Origin of the sequence: Fibrobacter sp. UWH9, from assembly GCF_900129715.1 — a bacterium.
GTDB lineage: Bacteria > Fibrobacterota > Fibrobacteria > Fibrobacterales > Fibrobacteraceae > Fibrobacter.
Map to the genome: position 1 here is coordinate 43,437 of NZ_FQWP01000014.1, position 17,278 is coordinate 60,714.

The window sequence follows — 17,278 nt, forward strand, 5'->3', positions numbered from 1 at the left end:
TTTCGGCTCGAGTTGTTGCCGTTCCTTTTGCTGCAGCTTCGGTTATTATCGGAATTCCGGTGCGATGGTTATAATCATATTGACGCCGTGCAGTCCGTGGAATCCCAGCTGCACACGGCACAGGAACATGTTGGGCTGACGAACTCGGATGCCAAAGCCCCATGAGTTGTAGTAATGGTCGAAACTCCACTTGTCGATTTTATCGGCGATAAGTGCGTATTCGTCGAACACGACTCCATCAACAAAGCGGTCTACCGGCCAGCGATATTCTGCGCTCAAGGACATGATATGATGGGATGCCCATGTATCCCCATATCCACGCAGCGGAGTTCTTGCATTCAATGTGGGGAATGCGTTAAAGGGTGCGCCGCCTTTTTCCATTTCCCATAAATCAATTAGCCTATACTGTAAGGCGATAACCCTTCTCTCAAAAAGGGTTTGCATCATGTTTTCGGGACGCCATACACGAATGGCTTCATCCCAGGAAAAGTCGGTATAGAACTTACGGTTCTGTCGGGCTTCTGTTGCGCTTAGAATATAGTTGGGGCTGCTGCCTAGCAAGAAATAATGCTGGAGCAAGAACTCCGTGCGGATGTAATCGTGCTTTCTTTTGGAACCATTAATGATATCTTCGTCATAATAGTCCTTGGCTTCATCGCCCAGTTCCTTGACACTTACGCCGTCGTACTTGCTGACAATGTTATAGGAACCTGAAAAACTGACGCGGGAACCTCGGGATGGGGCGTATGGGTAATCCAGGTCGTCGTAGATGATGGATGCACCAATGGGAAATTCCATATGGTCTTGATATAGTCCGCGGTCTTCGATGGAAAACTTCTTGCTAAATAACAGGGAGTCTTCGATATCGGGAACATCGGCCTTGATGAAGTTTTGGGTTGTCCAGATTTCAGCATTCCAGTTGCGGTTGTCAGAAAGCGGTGCGCCAAGTCGCCAGGTAATACTAAAGCTGGAATCCGGCTGTAGATAGCTAGCCTTTGTTTCGGGAACAATAAAATGTCTGTCTCGGTTCCAGTTGATACTGTAACGAACGCCGGCGAAAAGCGGAGTCCCAAGGATAGACTGCTTGGTGTATCGTGTATCGAAGGCCAAGTCGCCGTTGGCAAAAAATTCCCCTTGCAGCACTAGATAATCTCGATCCAGGAATACGCTACGGTGTCGATAGACAACGCCCAGTTCGGTACTTGCGCCCGGTTTTAAGTTGAAACTAGGGTAAATGAATATGTTCTTGCGTTCGCCGAAGGTGATTAAATCCACCGACCTTTCGATGACTCCGTTCTTGACCGCGTAATCGATGGGGGTCGCAATCGGGTAGATGAGGACGTTCAGTACTGGCTGGATGATGTAGTCCAGGGGCCATTTCCACAGGTTAGACCACTTGAACGAATCTTCTTCTTCGACGTTCTCTGTTTCGGGATTTTCGGAAGTTGAATTTTGAGGTGCAGGATCATTGGATTCCTTGGTTTGTGCAAAAGGGCTTGCAGCCATCAGCAGCAAACAAAACGCCATCGTAGCGATCTTCCTACATAAACCCAACTTCATACCCCCCCAATTTATAATTATATTGTTGTCATGTTTTCTGCGTTCGCAAAAATAGTTAAGAGATTAGGGCAAAATTATAGGGCGAATATCATCGTATCGTTGGTATTGGCCGCACTTTGCATCTATCCCATTAACCATTTGCGTTGGGAACTCCAGTTGCAGGATTCTCTGAAGGGAAATGAGGTACAACTAGATTATCAGGATATTGAAAATTCTTTTGGTGGATTAGGCAGCCTCACTATTGTCTTACAATCAAAAGACAGTTTGACGAATTTCAACCTGGCCCGTAATTTCGCCAGGGATTTCTCCAAGGACCCTCTGGTTCACTTTATCGAGTTTGCCGCCGACGAAAACTTTTTCAAGAAGAACCGCCTCCTGTATGCCAATGAAGACGAAGTTGCCGCTGTAGTCAACATGGTTGACAGTGTCAAAAACGCCCATTTCCGTAAAAGCAATCCCTTTCTAGTCGACCTTACTGAATCTGCAGATAGTGCAGGTGCAACTGCAGAAAAGGCTGATGGACTGGTAAAGCAGATCGAAGAAAAATACTTTAGGGAACTCCAACAGTCCCATGCCAACAATGATGGGACAATCCGTGTCATTGACATCTACCCCACCCATTCCCTGACCGACCTGCAGTCAAATCGCAATCTTTACAACCGAGCCAAAGCTTATCTTGACTCTGCAGCAAGCTCACGAAACATTGAAGTCTACTATACCGGAAAGATTTACAAGTCAATCAAGACCGGTAAGAAACTTCTGCCCGAGGCAAAATTCGCGGGGGGAATGGCTGTCATCATCCTCCTGGTGCTGTCCATGCTCCATTTCTATAGACGGCCCCAGTTGATCCTGATTTCTGGTTTGCCTATTGCACTTCCCACCATATTCATGTTCGGGATTGCCTACCTGTTTTTTGGAAGAATCAATCTGTTTACGTTAAACCTGGCCTTGATTTTGCCGGGCCACGCCATGCAAATACAGACGCACCTCCTGACCCGATTCTTCCAGGAACGTGACCAAAACTTAAGCCCCACCCTCAGTACCGAAAGTGCTATCCTGGGTATTATGCCTCCGGTTGCGGCCTCTTCGCTAATCATGGCAGCCCTGTTCCTTTCGCTGTTGCTGATTCCTCTGCCGGGTTTGCGGGAATTGGCAATCCTTGGAGCCATCGGAGTCTTGATGAACCTCTATATCTGCCCCCTTCTGGGTGTATCGCTGTTGCGCTTTGCCCAGCAGAAGAAGATGTTCAACATTGCCGAAATTTCCCGACACATTCCTCGACGTCTCAAGCTGTTCCCCAATAAGGTGAACTGGGCCATCATTGTATGCATCAGCATCCTCAGTAGCGCAGGCCTTTTGTACAGCGGCAACAACCTGGCCTTCCTTTACGATTTCAGGCAGACCGAAATGCAGTTGGATGAGCAGAAGGTGAACGCCCTGATCGAAGAGACCGGATTCTCCACCTTCGATCCAGTCATTGTGATGTTGCCGGACTCCTCATACAGTAGCAGCATCCAGGAAGACTTCAAACACCTGAAGGATCGTGGACAGATTCCCGACTTGGGAAGAATTTACACCCAGTACCAGTTCATGCCCAAGATGAGCAAGAACAAGAAAAATATGCTGGAACACCTGAAGGCGGAGCTGACTCCTCAGATTTTGTCTCGCTTGGCCACAGACGACAGTGTTTCTATCGTGGAGATGCTCTCTAACTATGAGAATGACATCCAGGAATTCAAACTTTCTGAAGATATCCGCCGCAAGTTCTCGGGCAAGGACGGTCAGTCCGGAGTATTTGCCTTTATCATCCCCTCTTCCGATCCTGACAATGGCCTGGCCTGCCGCCACATTAATGCTCAGCTCCAGAAGTTTGACGGCATCCAGGACAACAAATTCAAGGTCTGCGGAACCCCCATCCTTAGAGCAAACGTATTGGACCTGGTGCTCCAGAATGTCGACAAGTCCATTGTGCTTGGGATCATCATGCTTTGGTTCATTCTGCTGCTGTACTACAATAAATTGAGCCGAGCCTTCTTTACGGTACTCCCTTCCATGTTCTCTATGAGCTGGTTGACCATTCTTGTTCACGGTTGGGGAATCCATATTTCGTTCTACAGTTCCCTGGTATTCGTGCTGCTGATTGGGGTCAGTGTTGATGGCTCCTTGCAGCTCTGGTCATCCTATTACGAAAAGCAGAATGGAACCGCCTGGACCGTTCTGCGCGCAAAGCTTTCTTCAATCCTTACGGCACAGGGGGCCGGTTTTATCGGCTCTTTCGCCATGTTGCTTTCGTCCCACCCGGGTATTCGCAGCATGGGCATTATCAGTGTCATCGGATTGATTTGCATATTCATTTCACAGTTAACCATTTACCCCCTTATCGCAAGTACGTTGGATACTTACCGCGTCATCAAGAAATCAAGGCTCAGAAAAAATGAAACCTCTATCCACTAGAACTTTGAATATTGCCGCCAGTTTGACGGTCGCTATCGATACTTTGGCCAAGCAGATGATTGCTGATGGCAAGGACGTTGTCAGTCTGGGTGCCGGTGAACCGGACTTCCCTACACCGGAGCCTATCCGTGCTGCTGCTTGCAAGGCTATTGACGAGGGCAAGACCCGCTACACCGCACCTGTGGGCATTATGGAAGTCCGCAAGGCCGTGGCCAAGAAACTGAAAGATGAAAACGGTCTGGACTACAAGCCGGAACAGATCATCATGACTAGCGGTGCAAAGCATGCCGTGTTCAACTCCCTGGCTGCACTTGTGAATCCGGGTGACGAAGTGATCGTTCCCGCTCCTTACTGGGTCACTTACCCCGAACTGGTAAAGTGGCTTGGTGGTGTGCCCGTAATTGTACAAGCTACCAAGGAAGCCAAGTTCAAGATTACCGCAGAACAGCTCCGCGCCGCCATTACAGACAAGACCAAGGCAATCCTCCTGAATAACCCCTGCAACCCCACCGGAGCCGTGTACACCAAGGAAGAACTGGGTGAACTGGCCAAGGTAATCGTGGAAAAGGACATCTACTGCATTTCTGACGAAGTGTATGAATACTTCGTCTACGATACCGAATTTACAAGCGCCGCCGCCTTCCCCGGCATGGCTGAACGTACCATCGTCATTAACGGTTTCTCCAAGTCCCATTGCATGACCGGTTGGCGTATCGGTTACAACGCAGCCCCCGCCGACATCGCAAAGATCATCGGCAAAATCCAGGGACAGGCAACACACCACCCCAGCAACGTAGCGCAGTACGCCGCATTGGGCGCTCTTGAAATGGACAAGTCTAACGTAGAAGCCATGCAGGCTGCATTCCTGAAGCGTCGCAACTACATGCTGAAGCGTACCGCAGAAATCCTGCCGGTTCCCGCTCACGCACCGGAGGGCGCATTCTATCTGTTCGCTCCCGTGACCTGTTTCTACGGCAAGAAGACTCCCGAGGGTAAGGTCATTGGCGGTTCCGTTGAACTTTGCGAATACTTGCTGCAGTCTCAGGGCCTTGCCATTGTGCCGGGTGCCGCATTCGGTGACGATACCTGTGTTCGTTTCTCTTACGCAGCCAGTGACGAAACTTTGGAAAAGGCATGCGACCGCTTTATCGCCGGCCTGAAGGCTCTGGTTTAATTATGAATTACGAATTATGAATTATGAGATTCATCAAGATGGTTTTAGAACTATTTTAAAGTTTTGTAATTCATAATTCCTACCTTATAATTAGTTATATGAAGTCCTTCCAGATCGTCACTCCTTCAGCCGACAAGCCCTTTACCATAGGGCGCAAGTCTGACAATAGCCTTGTACTAGACAACTTAATGGTGTCTAGGCAGCATGCGGTATTGGAGTGCGTTTCTGGCCAATGGACTTTGCGGAACCTGACCGAGAACAGCGTAACGCAGCTGAATGGTGCCGACGTTTCTGCACCGCGTCCCATTAAGGATGGCGATGTCATTCTTATCGGAACGCAGAAGTTGCAGGCCACCTTGAAGGATCGCCATCTGTCGTTACTGGTGATGGATGCCTTTAACAATTCTGAAACGGAACTGCCTGAAGGTATTTCCGTCGAGACGTCTGCGAGCGCCGCCCTGATCAACTTTACACAGAAGATGGTCTCCCCCCAGGGGAAAGTCCTTCGCTCCATACCCCTGAACGAAGGTGAAATTCTCAAGATTCCCGGTTATGAGCTGGAACTTTCGGAAGGCCGTGTCGCCTGCTTTAACGCCCCTCAGGGTTTTAGCGTCACCGCCCGCCAGCTGGATATTTTTGCAGGTAAAAAGCAGATTGTCCGCGACTTGAATTTCACGCTGCCCGCCGGCGAAATCATGGCTATTATCGGTCGTTCAGGCCAGGGAAAATCCACCCTCCTGCGACTGCTACAGGGCATTCACAGCTGTGGCGAAAAATCACAGGTCCGCATCGGAGGCCTGGATTACCGCAATGCAGAAATCCGCAAGCATATTGCATTCTTGGAGCAGGATCCGGAACTGCGCCGCGACCTGACAGTCCGCGAAACACTTCTGGATGGCGGACGCACCAGCATGAACTGCCATGAATTCAAGGCCAATGCCCAAAAACGCATGGAGCAGTTCTGTCAGCTTTTCGGTCTGACCGAACGCATGGACAATCTGGTAAAGACTCTGAGCGGAGGCGAACTCCGTCGTGTGGCCCTGGCCCGCGAACTCATGGGCAACCCGGGCCTTATCGTTCTCGATGAACCTCTTTCCGGATTGGATCCTTACAACGCCAAGATCCTCTGCACCCATCTGCAACAGCTTTCGTTCCTGGGGCACACGGTGATTCTTACCACCCATAGCTACGAAGCTTTGGACATCGCCAACAAGGTGCTGGTATTACATCACGGGGAACAAGGTTTTTACGGCACCCCCGCCGATGCCTTCCGCTATTTCAACACCAGGGATCCCGAAGAAATTCTTTCTGACCTGAACGACGAATCCGCCACCAACTGGAAGAACTCCTGGGAACGTAAGGCCCAGGATAATCAGGACGATTCTAACGGCGACGAAAGCGCCCATCCAAACATTTATTTCGTAAAGAATGAACTTGCCCCTGTGCTGTTCTACAAGATAGGTCTTACCGCAAAACAATGGTTCCGCGACCTGGGAAAGACCCTCACCTTGATTATTCAACCCCTGGTTATCGGTGGACTTTTCTCCCTGATTTTCTCGGAGCTGACTTCTCTTTGGATTGTAGCCTTCGCCGTCATCCTTTCGGCAAACTGGTTAGCCCTTTCCTTGTCGATCCGCGAAATTGTTCAGGAACGTCAGATTCTCCAGGGCGAGTTCCGTAAGGGCGTAAAGGTCCTGCCCACCCTGCTTTCAAAGGCCACCCTCCCCACCTTGGTGGCCTGGATTCAGACGCTTATCGTATACGCCTTCGTCAATTTCAGGATCGCTTCCCACGTTCCCGTGACAGCACTTTTGCTTACTACGGCAGCCATGGTCCTGCCAGCCGTCATGGTGGGCTTAATGGTGAGCGCCTTCTCCAGGAATTCCGGACAGGCAAACGCTACCCTCCCCTTGCTTATTATTCCCCAGGTAGCACTTGCCGGTGCGCTGGTTCCCCTAGATCAGATGCAGGCTCTTGGCCGCGCCCTGTCTACCGTAATCTGGTCCCGCTACAACCAAAATAGCCTTTTGAACCTACTTTTAGAGCGTCAAGACCCCGTTGTAAACATTGTTGCCGCCATCGCCATCGCCGTAGGTTTTTATATTGTGATGGCAATTAAACTTTTTAGATCCAAGAACGCAAAATGATCGCACCGCAGAAGCCAGAAGTATTTCCTCGTCCTTTTAACGCAAACTATGACCTCATTGGAACCTTGGGTAAAGGGGGCATGGGCAACGTCTACAAGGCCATGGACAAAAGGCTTAACCGCGAAGTAGCCTTCAAGATCTTGGACGCCTCCTCCGATGAAGAGGCCATCAAGCGTTTCTACATGGAAGCTCAGGCCATGAAGGAACTGGACCACCAGAACGTGGTTCATGTGTTCGACTTTGGTCAGCAGAACAACCAGTTGTTCATTTCCATGACTTATGTGGAAGGCACCAACCTTTCGGACATCCTCCACAACAAGGAACAGCTCTCCTTCGAGGCCATCGAAGTCATTATCCGCCAGATTGCCCGCGGCCTGCTCTACGCCCATAACAAGGGTATCGTTCACCGCGACATCAAGCCCTCCAACATCATGCTGACCCGCGACAACCGCGTGTACATCATGGATTTCGGCATCTCCTACATCCAGGAAATGGAAAAGGAACGCCTGACCCGCACCGGCATGACCATGGGTACCCCGGAATACATGAGCCCCGAACAGTGCCACGGTGACAGCGTCACCCTGCAGACCGATATCTACAGCATGGGCGTCATTCTTTATGAGATGACCTGCGGTCGCCTCCCCTTCGAAGGTGAAAAGCCCATCGAAATCGCCCTGAAGCACGTTCAGCAGCAGCCCCCTCCGCCGGAACAGTTCCGCAAGGATATGCCTGCAGGCCTCTCCAAGCTGATCCTCAAGTGCCTCAAGAAAAAGCTGAACGAACGCTTCCACGACATGCAGGAATTCCTGGATGCCTGTGACCAGGTGTTCACCACCGAACGCGATCGCCAGACTGGACGCATGGGAAACCAGACTCTGCTCCACAAGCACACCCAGTCCATCGCCGACATGGCCAACAAGATTTCGCCCAAGGCCCGCCTCTTGCAAAAGAAGCTCACCGCCCTGGCCGTGTTCATCTTCCCGCTGATCATCATGCTGCTGATCCTGCTGATGCTCACCCACAAGCCCGAAAGCACCCTCCGCGAACTGGAGTGGAACGACGCCATGGGCAACTACGAAACTAAGGCACTGGAAATCGACCAGAAGAAGGGATATCCGCTGGACAACCTTAAGGACAATGACCTGAAGACCGCCTGGCTGGCCCCCGTCCCCCAGAAGCCCCAGAATCCCGTTCTGACCCTTTACTTTGAAACCAACGCCGTGGTCACCCATTTCGGTATCGCCGTTGGCTACCAGAAGTCCGTGGACGACGCCTTCGGTGACCGCTTCCGCATTTTCAAGAAGCCCCGCACCCTGACCCTCGAAACCAAGGACGGTTTCAAGCAGAAGGTAAAGCTGGAAAACATCAAGGGCATGCAGTACCCCACCATCCAGGCCATGGAAACCACCGAACTGAAGATTTACCTGGACAACGTCCACGAAGGTGAAAACGCAGACTTCGCTGTTTCTGAAATCCGCCTGCTGGGAATGGAACTGCCCTAAGAGGCAAAGCCTCTACCGCCCGGGCAACGGGCAAAAATAGTCGACCTGAACACGAAACGTGTACAGGACATGCATTGACTATATGAAAGAGGGGTCGCGCAATTTCATTGCGCGGTTCGTTAAACTTTTAATAAAAAGAAGGTTATGCATGAACAAGACCGTACATTCTGACACACGCAAAAAAGGCAACGCCATCGAAGACCAGGCAGCCGCATTCCTGACCCGTAACGGTTATCAGGTGGTGGCCCGCAACTATGCCTACCGCGGAGGTGAACTGGACATTGTGGCAAAACAAGGCGAAACAATCGTCTTTGTAGAAGTCAAGTCCGTCTGGAATAATCAGCAGGGGAATCCCGCCGCCCGCGTGAATCGCCTAAAGCAGAAAAAGATCTGGCACACCGCCTGCCACTTTCTCCACTCTCACCCCCAGATTGCCCCCAGGGGTTTTGACCAGCCTTGTCGTTTTGATGTACTGAGTGCCAGGGTCTACCAGTCTCCCCTGCAATTTTCACACATTCAGAACGCCTTCGAAGGAACCCAGGTGGTTCCCCAATGTTAGCGCATTAAAGTTCGATGATCCATTCTCTGGAATCCGGTGTCTTGGAATAGACCGTCTTGCTAGACTTGGAACGTTCATCTATAACGGTAATTTCCATACCGATCAGGTGATTCTGGGTATCCCAATCCTTATGAACCACCGCCCTCTGGACAATTTCGTTGTTGATGGTCCATACCACGTTACAGTTCTCGATGGCTCCGATAGAAACCTCATAGTCACCGCCTTCCAGGTCATTGGCCATCAAGGTGCAGCGGGAATCAACAGCCACGTCCACCATATCTTCGGGATTTTCGCGCTGGATACTCCCCTTCAGAAGTACGTAGGAATAGAAGTCATCCCCCGCAGAAAAACATCCGGAAAGGAGGGCGGAAACAACCAGGAGAACAATCATAGAATAACGCATAGTGCAAAGATAGTCAACATGGACTATCCTTAAATAAATTTTTTTGAGCCAATTCAAGCTTTTTTGTGTAAATTCAGCACATGCGATTTGAAGTACATCCACAAAATCCTCAGGCCCGCATTGTTAAGCTGGCCGCCGCCGCCCTGGAAGACGACGGTCTTGTTCTGTACCCTACAGAATCCGGTTATGCTATCGGCTGTAACGCAGAATCCCCCAAGGCCATCCACAAACTTTATGCCTTGAAAAAGCCCATGAAGAAGTTCTTTATGGCCCTGATCATTCCCGATATCCGTGCCGCCACCGACTACGCCCGCATCGACAATTTCGCCTTCAACATCATGAAGCCCCGCGTACCCGGCCCCTTCACCTTTATTCTGCCCGCCGACCATCACATCGCCCGCCGCCTAGACGTAAAGCGCCCCGAAATCGGCGTGAGAATGCCCACCCACCCCTTCTTCAAGGAACTGTTCCAGCATTTCGACAAGCCCATCCTCAGCACCGCCGCCAAGCTCAGCGACGAAGACATCTACGAGCCCGACGAACTCTGGAAAACCTTCGAGCATTCCGTAGACATGATGGTGGACTGCGGCCCTATCGAAATCTGCCCCACCAACATCATCAGCCTGGTCAAACACGGCGAAGTGGAAATCATCCGCGGCGAGCTGGACCCGGAGATGTAGACTTCACGTCAACCATCGTCATCCCGAGCCTTCAATTATCGTCATTCTGAGAGCCGCAGGCTCGAAGAATCCATGACGAACCTTAAACGCATTTCGTCATTCTGAGAGCCACAGGCTCGAAGAATCCACGACGAACCTAGAACAAATTAAAATACAAATCCCTCCATGTTGGATTCATGCTTTCCAGCAATTCTATCTTGCGCACCCTTCTCCACCCTTTCAACACTTTTTCCCGTTCTATAGCAAAGCGGATATCATTATACACTTCGAAATATCCAAGCTTATCAACTCCATATTTCTGCGTAAAAACAGGAATTGCCTTGCTTTTGTGTTCGGAAACTCTGCGTTTCAGATCATTAGTAACACCAATATATAGTGTCCCATTTCGTTGACTAAAAAGTATATATGTGTAGCTATGTTTCTCCATAAAAACGAAGATACCAAAAAAGGACTGTCATTTGATGACAATCCTCTTTTTTACTTATGTACTGGATCCTTCAGGGCTACGCCCTTCAGGATGACGTAACGCCGTTAACGAACCAGCATTTCCGCGACACACTTTGACCACTTAGCACTTTAGTGCTTAGTGGGCATGATCCCCCTTGCGGGGAGAGCAATTAAACCATAGCTGCAGAAAATTCTGCTTCGGTCACCAGGTCTTCGCCGATGAACACCTGACCGGCATACTTGAAGATGCCGCGACGAGCCATGCGGAGGTCAGTGAGACGGACCTTCAGGATGATATCGGTAGGAGGAATCACAGCCTTGCGGAAGCGGCAGTTTTCCACACCCATGAAGGCGGGGCGCTTGCCAACAGTCTTATCTTCCATTGCGATCATGGTCAGGAGAGTTGCTGCCTGAGCCATGGATTCAATCTGGATCACGCCGGGCATCACCGGATTGCCGGGGAAATGGCCCTTGAAGAAGTCCTGTTCGCCAGTAACGTGCATACGGCCCACCAGAGAAGGGGGATTTTCTGCAGTGCCATCACCCATGTTCAATTCCAGGATTTCGTCAACGAAAGCAAAGGGGAACTTCTGGGGAAGAACTTCGTGGCAAACATCTTCGCCGTAGAGAACGCCTTCTTTATCAGATTTTTTCAAAGAGTCCAGCAGAGACATAAGGTATTAACTTCTCCATGATTTGTCGGTGAGAAACGTGCCCACCGTTGGTGATTTCAATCCGCACCTTGGGGAGTGCAGGACAAATGAATGTTATATCGCCAATTAAATCTAGTATTTTATGCATGGCAGGTTCATTGGCGACACGGAAATTTTCGTTGCAGGGGCATCCTGCGGAGGCTTTTGCGTCTAAAAGAAGTCCGCAGCTTTCATCTACGCCTTTTAATAGACCGTTGGACCGCGCAGCGTCAAGTTCTAACTGAGAAATAAACGTGCGGGCCATAAAAATCTGAAACAGGTTCTCTGGAGAATAAAGGCTAACCGATGCGGCCGACTGCAAGTCGCAGGTGTCACCGCGGGCCACACTGCGGTCCAGAACGTACTCCACCTCGAAAGTTTCTGCAGGCATGATACGTACATGGCCATAGGTTCGCGGATTATCACCCGACGTTTTCAAATCCCAGTTAGCGTTTACCGGGGCATCGTAAAAAACAAGTTCTTCAGGCTCCCCCGCAGCTCGGCGCAGGCCATAGAAAAACGGTGCAGCAGAACCATCCATCAAGGGAAGTTCTGCAACCTTCGCGGCGGACTTGCCGTCTGCTCCACAATTCACATCGGCTCCGCTCACGATATTCACGTTAAAGCGGCGGTGGGGCCACATCAGAAAAACAGGAGCCAGATGTTCCGGGCTGGCCATAGCACCGCAGTTCAAACCGACAGCATGGGCGCGAGCCTCGTCGTCGTAGGTGTAGATGGCTGTACGGGCAGCTTCAAACTTCAAGTCAGAAAAAATCTTGCAAAGATCCGTGCGGTAGACTTCCTTACCATCTACGCTCCAGACCACTCGGGGCTTGTGTGTAGGATCCCTTTCCAGAACGTCCACCGTCACCATGGCGTTCTTGTAGCTCAGCGACGGAGACTTAAATTCATAATGCTGTGAATTGGTCGTCATAACTTTGGGCAAAGATAGTATAACTTTCCATACCTTGTGATTTGCCTTTTGTCAGCAGCATCTTTAGTGCGGTTTTCGCATTTTCAACGATGTTTTTACAAGGTTTGCGTTTTACATCCGTCTTTTTTTGTGTAAATTTAAGGCGAACTTTTTTTGATTTTTCAAAAACGGGCTTTGCCCGACCAAGCTTTACAAACCAAAAGGAATAATATGCGTAATTGCTCCTCTCTTAAGATTGATGGTCCTTGCAAGATCTACCTCGAAGAATCCGAACTTCCGAAGCAGTGGTACAACGTCCGTGCCGACATGAAGAAGAAGCCGGCACCGCTCCTGAACCCGGGTACCGGTAAGCCCATGACTGCCGCCGAACTGGAAGGCGTGTTCTGCTCCGAACTGGTCAAGCAGGAACTGGACAACGATACCGCATATATCGACATTCCTCAGGACATCCAGACTTTCTACAAGATGTACCGCCCGTCTCCGCTGGTCCGCGCCTACTTCCTGGAACAGGCCCTCGGCACTCCGGCTCACATCTACTATAAGTTCGAAGGTAACAACACCAGCGGCAGCCACAAGCTGAACTCCGCTATCGCCCAGGCCTACTACGCCAAGCAGCAGGGCCTTAAGGGCGTGACCACCGAAACTGGTGCAGGCCAGTGGGGTACCGCTCTTTCCATGGCTTCCGCCTTCTTCGGCATTGACTGCCAGGTTTACATGGTGAAGTGCTCCTACGAACAGAAGCCTTTCCGTCGCGAAGTGATGCGCACCTACGGCGCTTCTGTCACTCCGTCTCCTTCCATGAACACCAACGTTGGCCGCAAGATCAACGAAGAATTCCCGGGCACCACTGGTTCTCTGGGTTGCGCTATTTCTGAAGCTGTTGAAGCAGCCGTTACTCAGGAAGGCTACCGCTATGTTCTTGGTTCCGTGCTGAACCAGGTTCTCTTGCACCAGTCCGTTATCGGTCTCGAAGCCCACGCCGCTCTCAAGAAGCTTGGTGTTAAGCCCGATATGATCATCGGTTGTGCAGGTGGTGGTTCTAACCTTGGTGGTCTTATCTCCCCGTTCATGGGCGAAAAGCTCCGCGGCGAAGCTGACTACGATATTCTGGCAATCGAACCTGCAAGCTGCCCCAGCCTTACCCGCGGTAAGTACGCTTACGACTTCTGCGATACTGGTAAGGTTTGCCCGCTGGCCAAGATGTACACTCTGGGCTCCGGCTTTATTCCGTCTGCAAACCACGCTGGTGGCCTGCGCTACCACGGCATGAGCTCTGTCCTTTCTGAACTCTACGATCAGGGCCTGATGCGCGCTGCTTCCGTAGAACAGACAAAGGTGTTCGAAGCTGCTAAGCTCTTCGCTCAGACCGAAGGTATCCTGCCGGCTCCGGAATCCAGCCACGCTATCCGCGCTACTATCGACGAAGCTCTCAAGTGCAAGGAAACTGGCGAACAGAAGAACATCCTCTTCGGCCTCACCGGTACTGGCTACTTCGACATGGTGGCTTACCAGAAGTTCAACGACGGCGAAATGAATGACTACATCCCCACCGATGCAGACATCGCAGCAAGCCTCGCCAAGCTCCCGCAGGTCTAATAGCGGAAAGCAGAAAGGTTAAAGCGTAAAGAAATTTCTTTAATCTTTGTCCTTTAAACTTCAACCTAAATCTCGTGGGTTCCCTACGAGATTTTTTCTATTTTATCGTTTATAAAAAAGGAAGGCCTTACAATGAACTTTAAGAAAATTTTAGCACTTTCAGTTGCATTGATTTTTTCTGCAGCCCAGGCTGAAGATGTCATCAAGATCGTCCGTGTGGATGACAATAATTTCGAAAAGGAAATTCTCCATACCGACAAACCTACCATCCTGGATGTATTCTCTTCCAGCTGCCCGCCTTGTTTGATCATGATTCCGACCCTCATCGATATCGCAAAGAAGTATCCCGATGTTAAGGTGGCTTCCGTGGGCTTTGATGAACCTAACGTTCAAAAGATCAAGAATACCTTGCCTATCCAGGCCTTCCCCACTTTCTTCTTGATTAAGGATGGCCGAGTCATCAACCGTATCCAGGGTGCCGCCAGCGAAGCGGATTTGCTCGCAGCTCTTCAGTATACTCCTAAGGCCCAGCCCGCAGCAAAGCCAGCCAAGGCAAAGAAAAAGACCGGCACCCAGAAGTTGAGCTGCTCCGCCAACGGCCAGTTTGGAGGCCTTCAGAACCATGTGACGATGACCCTTGTAATTACCGATGACCATATCGATAACGTCGACCTGGTTACCGACGTTTTTGTTCCGCCTGAAATGGACAGCCGTCGTGATCATATAAAGCAAATGTTTATTCAAAGCGGTAAGGGTACTGTAGAAGAAACGATTACCGGCTTTAGACTCCACACTGCAAATGAAAGCCCCTTTATCAAGGCAATGAATATGCAGCGCAAGTCCAGCTATACCGAAATGAAGGCTGGCCTGGAACTTCAGGGCTTCAAGTGTAAGTAATTAAATTTGCGCCCTTTTAACTTACGGCCCATGGCATCGAACTTGCCTTGGGTCTTTTTTATTATTGTCGGGCGCACGCGATTGGCAATTCCTGTGGGATCCTTATTTTCGACAAGTTCCTTATCTTCGTCAATGGTGTACCACTTTGAAATTTCGGGGAGTTGGGTAGCATCTTCGGGAGCCTGGGTACGGCCTGCTCCATAAACGGGATCGCTGAGCATACCGTCATCCACCATTCCGTAGAATACGCCAGAAGTCAGTTCCTTGGTAAAGTTGTTTTCAAGGTCTCCACGGAGTTGTGCGGTTCCGCTTAGCTTCTTGCTTGCCACCGCCCACATGACGCCATAAACTTGGGCATCATCTGCGATGGTAGAATTCACGATAATAGAAAGTGCGCCCACCTTAGCGTTGCCAGAAACGCTACCGCTAACTAGCCAAGCGTCGTCCGTCAATCTAGCGTTATCGCTGATGGTTCCCGAAGTCACCAGGGCGCGTCTAGAAACAACCGCATTTCCGCTGATGGTCCCGCCGTTAACAACAGCGTAATCTTCAATGCGGGCTTCACCGCTAACGGTTCCCCCGTTGACAACTGCATCGGGGCCTACGTAGGCGGTAGCAGCCACCTTTGCCTTGGAGCTTACCCAGCCTCCGCCATTGGAATGCCTTGTATAGTTAGCGGTACTTGTCGGCGTCCAAGCCCCATCCTCATAACCTTCCGGTTTGCCGTTTTCAACACGGACCATGTAGGGGTATCTGTAGATGGTGTAGTAAAACTGGTCCCAGGTAACGGTGTAAAGGTCCTTGGGTGTAGCTGTCACCGCAAGCCAAAGGGCCTTGTCGTTTGCCTTGGTCTCGATGCTCAGATTGAACGCCGTTCCCGACTTCATTTCACTGTAACGGGGCGTTCCGTCGGAGCCTTCGGCCACCAGTCCCACAGTCCAGCTGGAGCCAGGGTCGGGCATAATTTCAGGTGACAGGTTGCAGAGATTTTTTTGCACCCACTTGTTCTGGGCATCGGACCATTCCCACACAGTTTCGGTTCCCAGGCAACCAAATTCAGACGACGGTTTAGAAGCCTGCACAATGCCGCGGAACTTGACGGTTACCTTTCCTGCGGAGTCGGGATAGATTCGCACCAGGTTGTAGCCGAAACGTTGCGGAGCCCAGTAACTGGGTACTTGATAGAAACTATCCACTTCATCCAACATGGTAACACGGCTGTGTCTGCGGTAGATGTCGCCGGAGCCTGTGGTGCGGCGGGTGGCGAATTCGTAGTCTCCCCAGGTCTTTTGGTACAGCGCCTTTTTTGCCCCGGCATATTCCAGGGTGGCGTTCTTCATGGCGAACTTGCCGAACTGGGCTGTCAAATCTTCGTAAGTCCAGTCGTAGGCGCCAATCATGGCGCTAAAGGGCGTCTGGGAGGAGTAGCCAATTTCGCCATCGTCAATTTTATCCATCCACATGCGGTTCACCATCTGCACGCCTTTCCAGCCTCCGCCAAATTCCTCTTTCAGATGTTCCATGAACTGCCAGTTGCAATAGCGGTCGCGGGAACTTCCATAATACAAGTACGGAAAGTTGATCAGTGCCTCGGAACAGTAGTGGGCGTCAGTGGGGTTCACCTGATGGGCCATCCAGTTGGCGTGGGATTCGCAGATCCAGCCGGCGGTGGCGTTGGAACCCATCCATCCGGCAACGCTCTGCAGGCCGTGGGCGTATTCGTGTGCCAGGCCCCACAGGTCCTTGAAGGCTCCAGAACCTAGCCAGAGACCCGGGGAACATTCGTCCTTCCCAGCCCCGTTCTTCACGCAGGCTTCCGTGTTGCCGCCGCCGTAAAGGGCCGCCATCTTGGAATCCTCGAAAAGGTAGGCCACACTCTTCAGTTTTTCATTGGCGTTGCTGGGCTGGGGGTACATCCACTTTGCGGAATCGTGGTAAACCGAGAAAATGTGCTCCAGAGTGTTCAAGGCGTTCTGCGCAGTGGAATTATCCAAGGTGGCATTGTTGGCGGAGCCATCGTCGTGAGTCGCCTTCTTGCAGATTTCAAAATGGTCTGAGCTTGCCAAAAGTGTGTGACCCGCCGATGCACAAACCGGTTTCCAGGTAACGGCCGAGAAGGCGGTCCCCACTCCAACGAAACTTATAAGGCTAGCGGTTACCGCCAGCGATTTAAATCCAATCATAAACACTCCTTAATAACCAATCATCCCTAATTGGCCTACTTTGGAATATA

At 50.9% G+C, this 17,278-nt stretch carries 14 protein-coding genes; 8 read left to right on the forward strand and 6 right to left on the reverse strand.

From position 1 onward, the window contains the following. Positions 1-45: 45 nt before the first annotated feature. Positions 46-1,527 (reverse strand): BamA/TamA family outer membrane protein, encoded by a 1,482-nt coding sequence (locus BUB94_RS11480; RefSeq protein ID WP_158236625.1) that lies wholly within the window; start codon positions 1,525-1,527, stop codon positions 46-48. 138 nt (positions 1,528-1,665) lie between these two features. Here BUB94_RS11480 and BUB94_RS11485 point away from each other — a divergent pair, with 138 nt between their 5' ends. The 5 genes from BUB94_RS11485 (at position 1,666) to BUB94_RS11505 (ending at position 9,396) form a co-directional block, all read left to right on the forward strand. Continuing rightward, the gene (locus BUB94_RS11485; RefSeq protein ID WP_175549726.1) at positions 1,666-4,014 is read left to right on the forward strand and encodes an MMPL family transporter; all 2,349 of its coding nucleotides are present in this window, start codon (positions 1,666-1,668) and stop codon (positions 4,012-4,014) included. Next, a complete protein-coding gene (locus tag BUB94_RS11490) occupies positions 3,995-5,188 on the forward strand; it encodes a pyridoxal phosphate-dependent aminotransferase (protein WP_073161053.1) in 1,194 nt (397 codons plus the stop codon). The genes BUB94_RS11485 and BUB94_RS11490 overlap by 20 nt, the downstream gene beginning before the upstream one ends. A 98-nt stretch (positions 5,189-5,286) precedes the next feature. Further along, positions 5,287-7,335 (forward strand): ATP-binding cassette domain-containing protein, encoded by a 2,049-nt coding sequence (locus tag BUB94_RS11495; RefSeq protein ID WP_073237216.1) that lies wholly within the window; start codon positions 5,287-5,289, stop codon positions 7,333-7,335. After that, on the forward strand, positions 7,332-8,837 hold the full coding sequence (locus tag BUB94_RS11500; RefSeq protein WP_073161046.1) for a serine/threonine-protein kinase: 1,506 nt from the start codon (positions 7,332-7,334) through the stop codon (positions 8,835-8,837). Before BUB94_RS11495 ends, BUB94_RS11500 begins: the two co-directional genes overlap by 4 nt. A 148-nt stretch (positions 8,838-8,985) precedes the next feature. Beyond that, positions 8,986-9,396, forward strand: coding sequence for a YraN family protein (locus tag BUB94_RS11505; RefSeq protein ID WP_073161043.1), 411 nt, complete (start codon positions 8,986-8,988; stop codon positions 9,394-9,396). A gap of 4 nt (positions 9,397-9,400) precedes the next feature. Here the strand turns inward: BUB94_RS11505 and BUB94_RS11510 are convergent, their stop codons facing one another. Further along, complete coding sequence (locus BUB94_RS11510) at positions 9,401-9,799, reverse strand: hypothetical protein (RefSeq protein ID WP_073161042.1); 399 nt, start codon at positions 9,797-9,799, stop codon at positions 9,401-9,403. An 80-nt stretch (positions 9,800-9,879) separates the two neighbouring features. Here BUB94_RS11510 and BUB94_RS11515 point away from each other — a divergent pair, with 80 nt between their 5' ends. Continuing rightward, on the forward strand, positions 9,880-10,479 hold the full coding sequence (locus tag BUB94_RS11515; RefSeq protein WP_073161039.1) for an L-threonylcarbamoyladenylate synthase: 600 nt from the start codon (positions 9,880-9,882) through the stop codon (positions 10,477-10,479). Positions 10,480-10,615: 136 nt separating this feature from the next. Here BUB94_RS11515 and BUB94_RS11520 read toward each other — a convergent pair whose 3' ends face one another. From BUB94_RS11520 to BUB94_RS11530, 3 genes are all read right to left on the reverse strand, one after another. Further along, entirely contained in the window at positions 10,616-10,906 is a 291-nt protein-coding gene (locus BUB94_RS11520) for a GIY-YIG nuclease family protein (protein ID WP_073161035.1), read from the reverse strand. A 190-nt stretch (positions 10,907-11,096) separates the two neighbouring features. Then, positions 11,097-11,600: a 3-hydroxyacyl-ACP dehydratase FabZ family protein gene (locus BUB94_RS11525; protein ID WP_073161033.1), complete on the reverse strand. Its 504-nt coding sequence runs from the start codon at positions 11,598-11,600 to the stop codon at positions 11,097-11,099. Then, positions 11,569-12,552 (reverse strand): UDP-3-O-acyl-N-acetylglucosamine deacetylase, encoded by a 984-nt coding sequence (locus tag BUB94_RS11530; RefSeq protein WP_073161029.1) that lies wholly within the window; start codon positions 12,550-12,552, stop codon positions 11,569-11,571. Before BUB94_RS11530 ends, BUB94_RS11525 begins: the two co-directional genes overlap by 32 nt. Positions 12,553-12,762: 210 nt before the next feature. Here BUB94_RS11530 and BUB94_RS11535 point away from each other — a divergent pair, with 210 nt between their 5' ends. Both BUB94_RS11535 and BUB94_RS11540 read left to right on the forward strand, forming a co-directional pair. Then, positions 12,763-14,148, forward strand: a complete 1,386-nt coding sequence (locus tag BUB94_RS11535) for a TrpB-like pyridoxal phosphate-dependent enzyme (RefSeq protein ID WP_073237219.1) — start codon at positions 12,763-12,765, stop codon at positions 14,146-14,148. 132 nt (positions 14,149-14,280) lie between these two features. After that, entirely contained in the window at positions 14,281-15,045 is a 765-nt protein-coding gene (locus BUB94_RS11540) for a thioredoxin family protein (RefSeq protein WP_073237223.1), read from the forward strand. Here BUB94_RS11540 and BUB94_RS11545 read toward each other — a convergent pair. After that, the gene (locus BUB94_RS11545) at positions 15,024-17,228 is read right to left on the reverse strand and encodes a DUF6055 domain-containing protein (RefSeq protein WP_139259159.1); all 2,205 of its coding nucleotides are present in this window, start codon (positions 17,226-17,228) and stop codon (positions 15,024-15,026) included. The genes BUB94_RS11540 and BUB94_RS11545 overlap by 22 nt on opposite strands. Between the last annotated feature and the right edge of the window lie 50 nt (positions 17,229-17,278).

What these genes read in the sequence shown, in the direction of transcription:
- BUB94_RS11495 (WP_073237216.1), top strand. Translation starts at nt 5,287, where the DNA reads ATGAAGTCCTTCCAGATCGTCACTCCTTCAGCCGACAAGCCCTTTACC.
- BUB94_RS11545 (WP_139259159.1), bottom strand. Translation starts at nt 17,228, where the DNA reads ATGATTGGATTTAAATCGCTGGCGGTAACCGCTAGCCTTATAAGTTTC.
- BUB94_RS11490 (WP_073161053.1), top strand. Translation starts at nt 3,995, where the DNA reads ATGAAACCTCTATCCACTAGAACTTTGAATATTGCCGCCAGTTTGACG.
- BUB94_RS11515 (WP_073161039.1), top strand. Translation starts at nt 9,880, where the DNA reads ATGCGATTTGAAGTACATCCACAAAATCCTCAGGCCCGCATTGTTAAG.
- BUB94_RS11525 (WP_073161033.1), bottom strand. Translation starts at nt 11,600, where the DNA reads ATGTCTCTGCTGGACTCTTTGAAAAAATCTGATAAAGAAGGCGTTCTC.
- BUB94_RS11535 (WP_073237219.1), top strand. Translation starts at nt 12,763, where the DNA reads ATGCGTAATTGCTCCTCTCTTAAGATTGATGGTCCTTGCAAGATCTAC.
- BUB94_RS11510 (WP_073161042.1), bottom strand. Translation starts at nt 9,799, where the DNA reads ATGCGTTATTCTATGATTGTTCTCCTGGTTGTTTCCGCCCTCCTTTCC.
- BUB94_RS11540 (WP_073237223.1), top strand. Translation starts at nt 14,281, where the DNA reads ATGAACTTTAAGAAAATTTTAGCACTTTCAGTTGCATTGATTTTTTCT.
- BUB94_RS11505 (WP_073161043.1), top strand. Translation starts at nt 8,986, where the DNA reads ATGAACAAGACCGTACATTCTGACACACGCAAAAAAGGCAACGCCATC.
- BUB94_RS11500 (WP_073161046.1), top strand. Translation starts at nt 7,332, where the DNA reads ATGATCGCACCGCAGAAGCCAGAAGTATTTCCTCGTCCTTTTAACGCA.
- BUB94_RS11520 (WP_073161035.1), bottom strand. Translation starts at nt 10,906, where the DNA reads ATGGAGAAACATAGCTACACATATATACTTTTTAGTCAACGAAATGGG.
- BUB94_RS11480 (WP_158236625.1), bottom strand. Translation starts at nt 1,527, where the DNA reads ATGGCGTTTTGTTTGCTGCTGATGGCTGCAAGCCCTTTTGCACAAACC.
- BUB94_RS11530 (WP_073161029.1), bottom strand. Translation starts at nt 12,552, where the DNA reads ATGACGACCAATTCACAGCATTATGAATTTAAGTCTCCGTCGCTGAGC.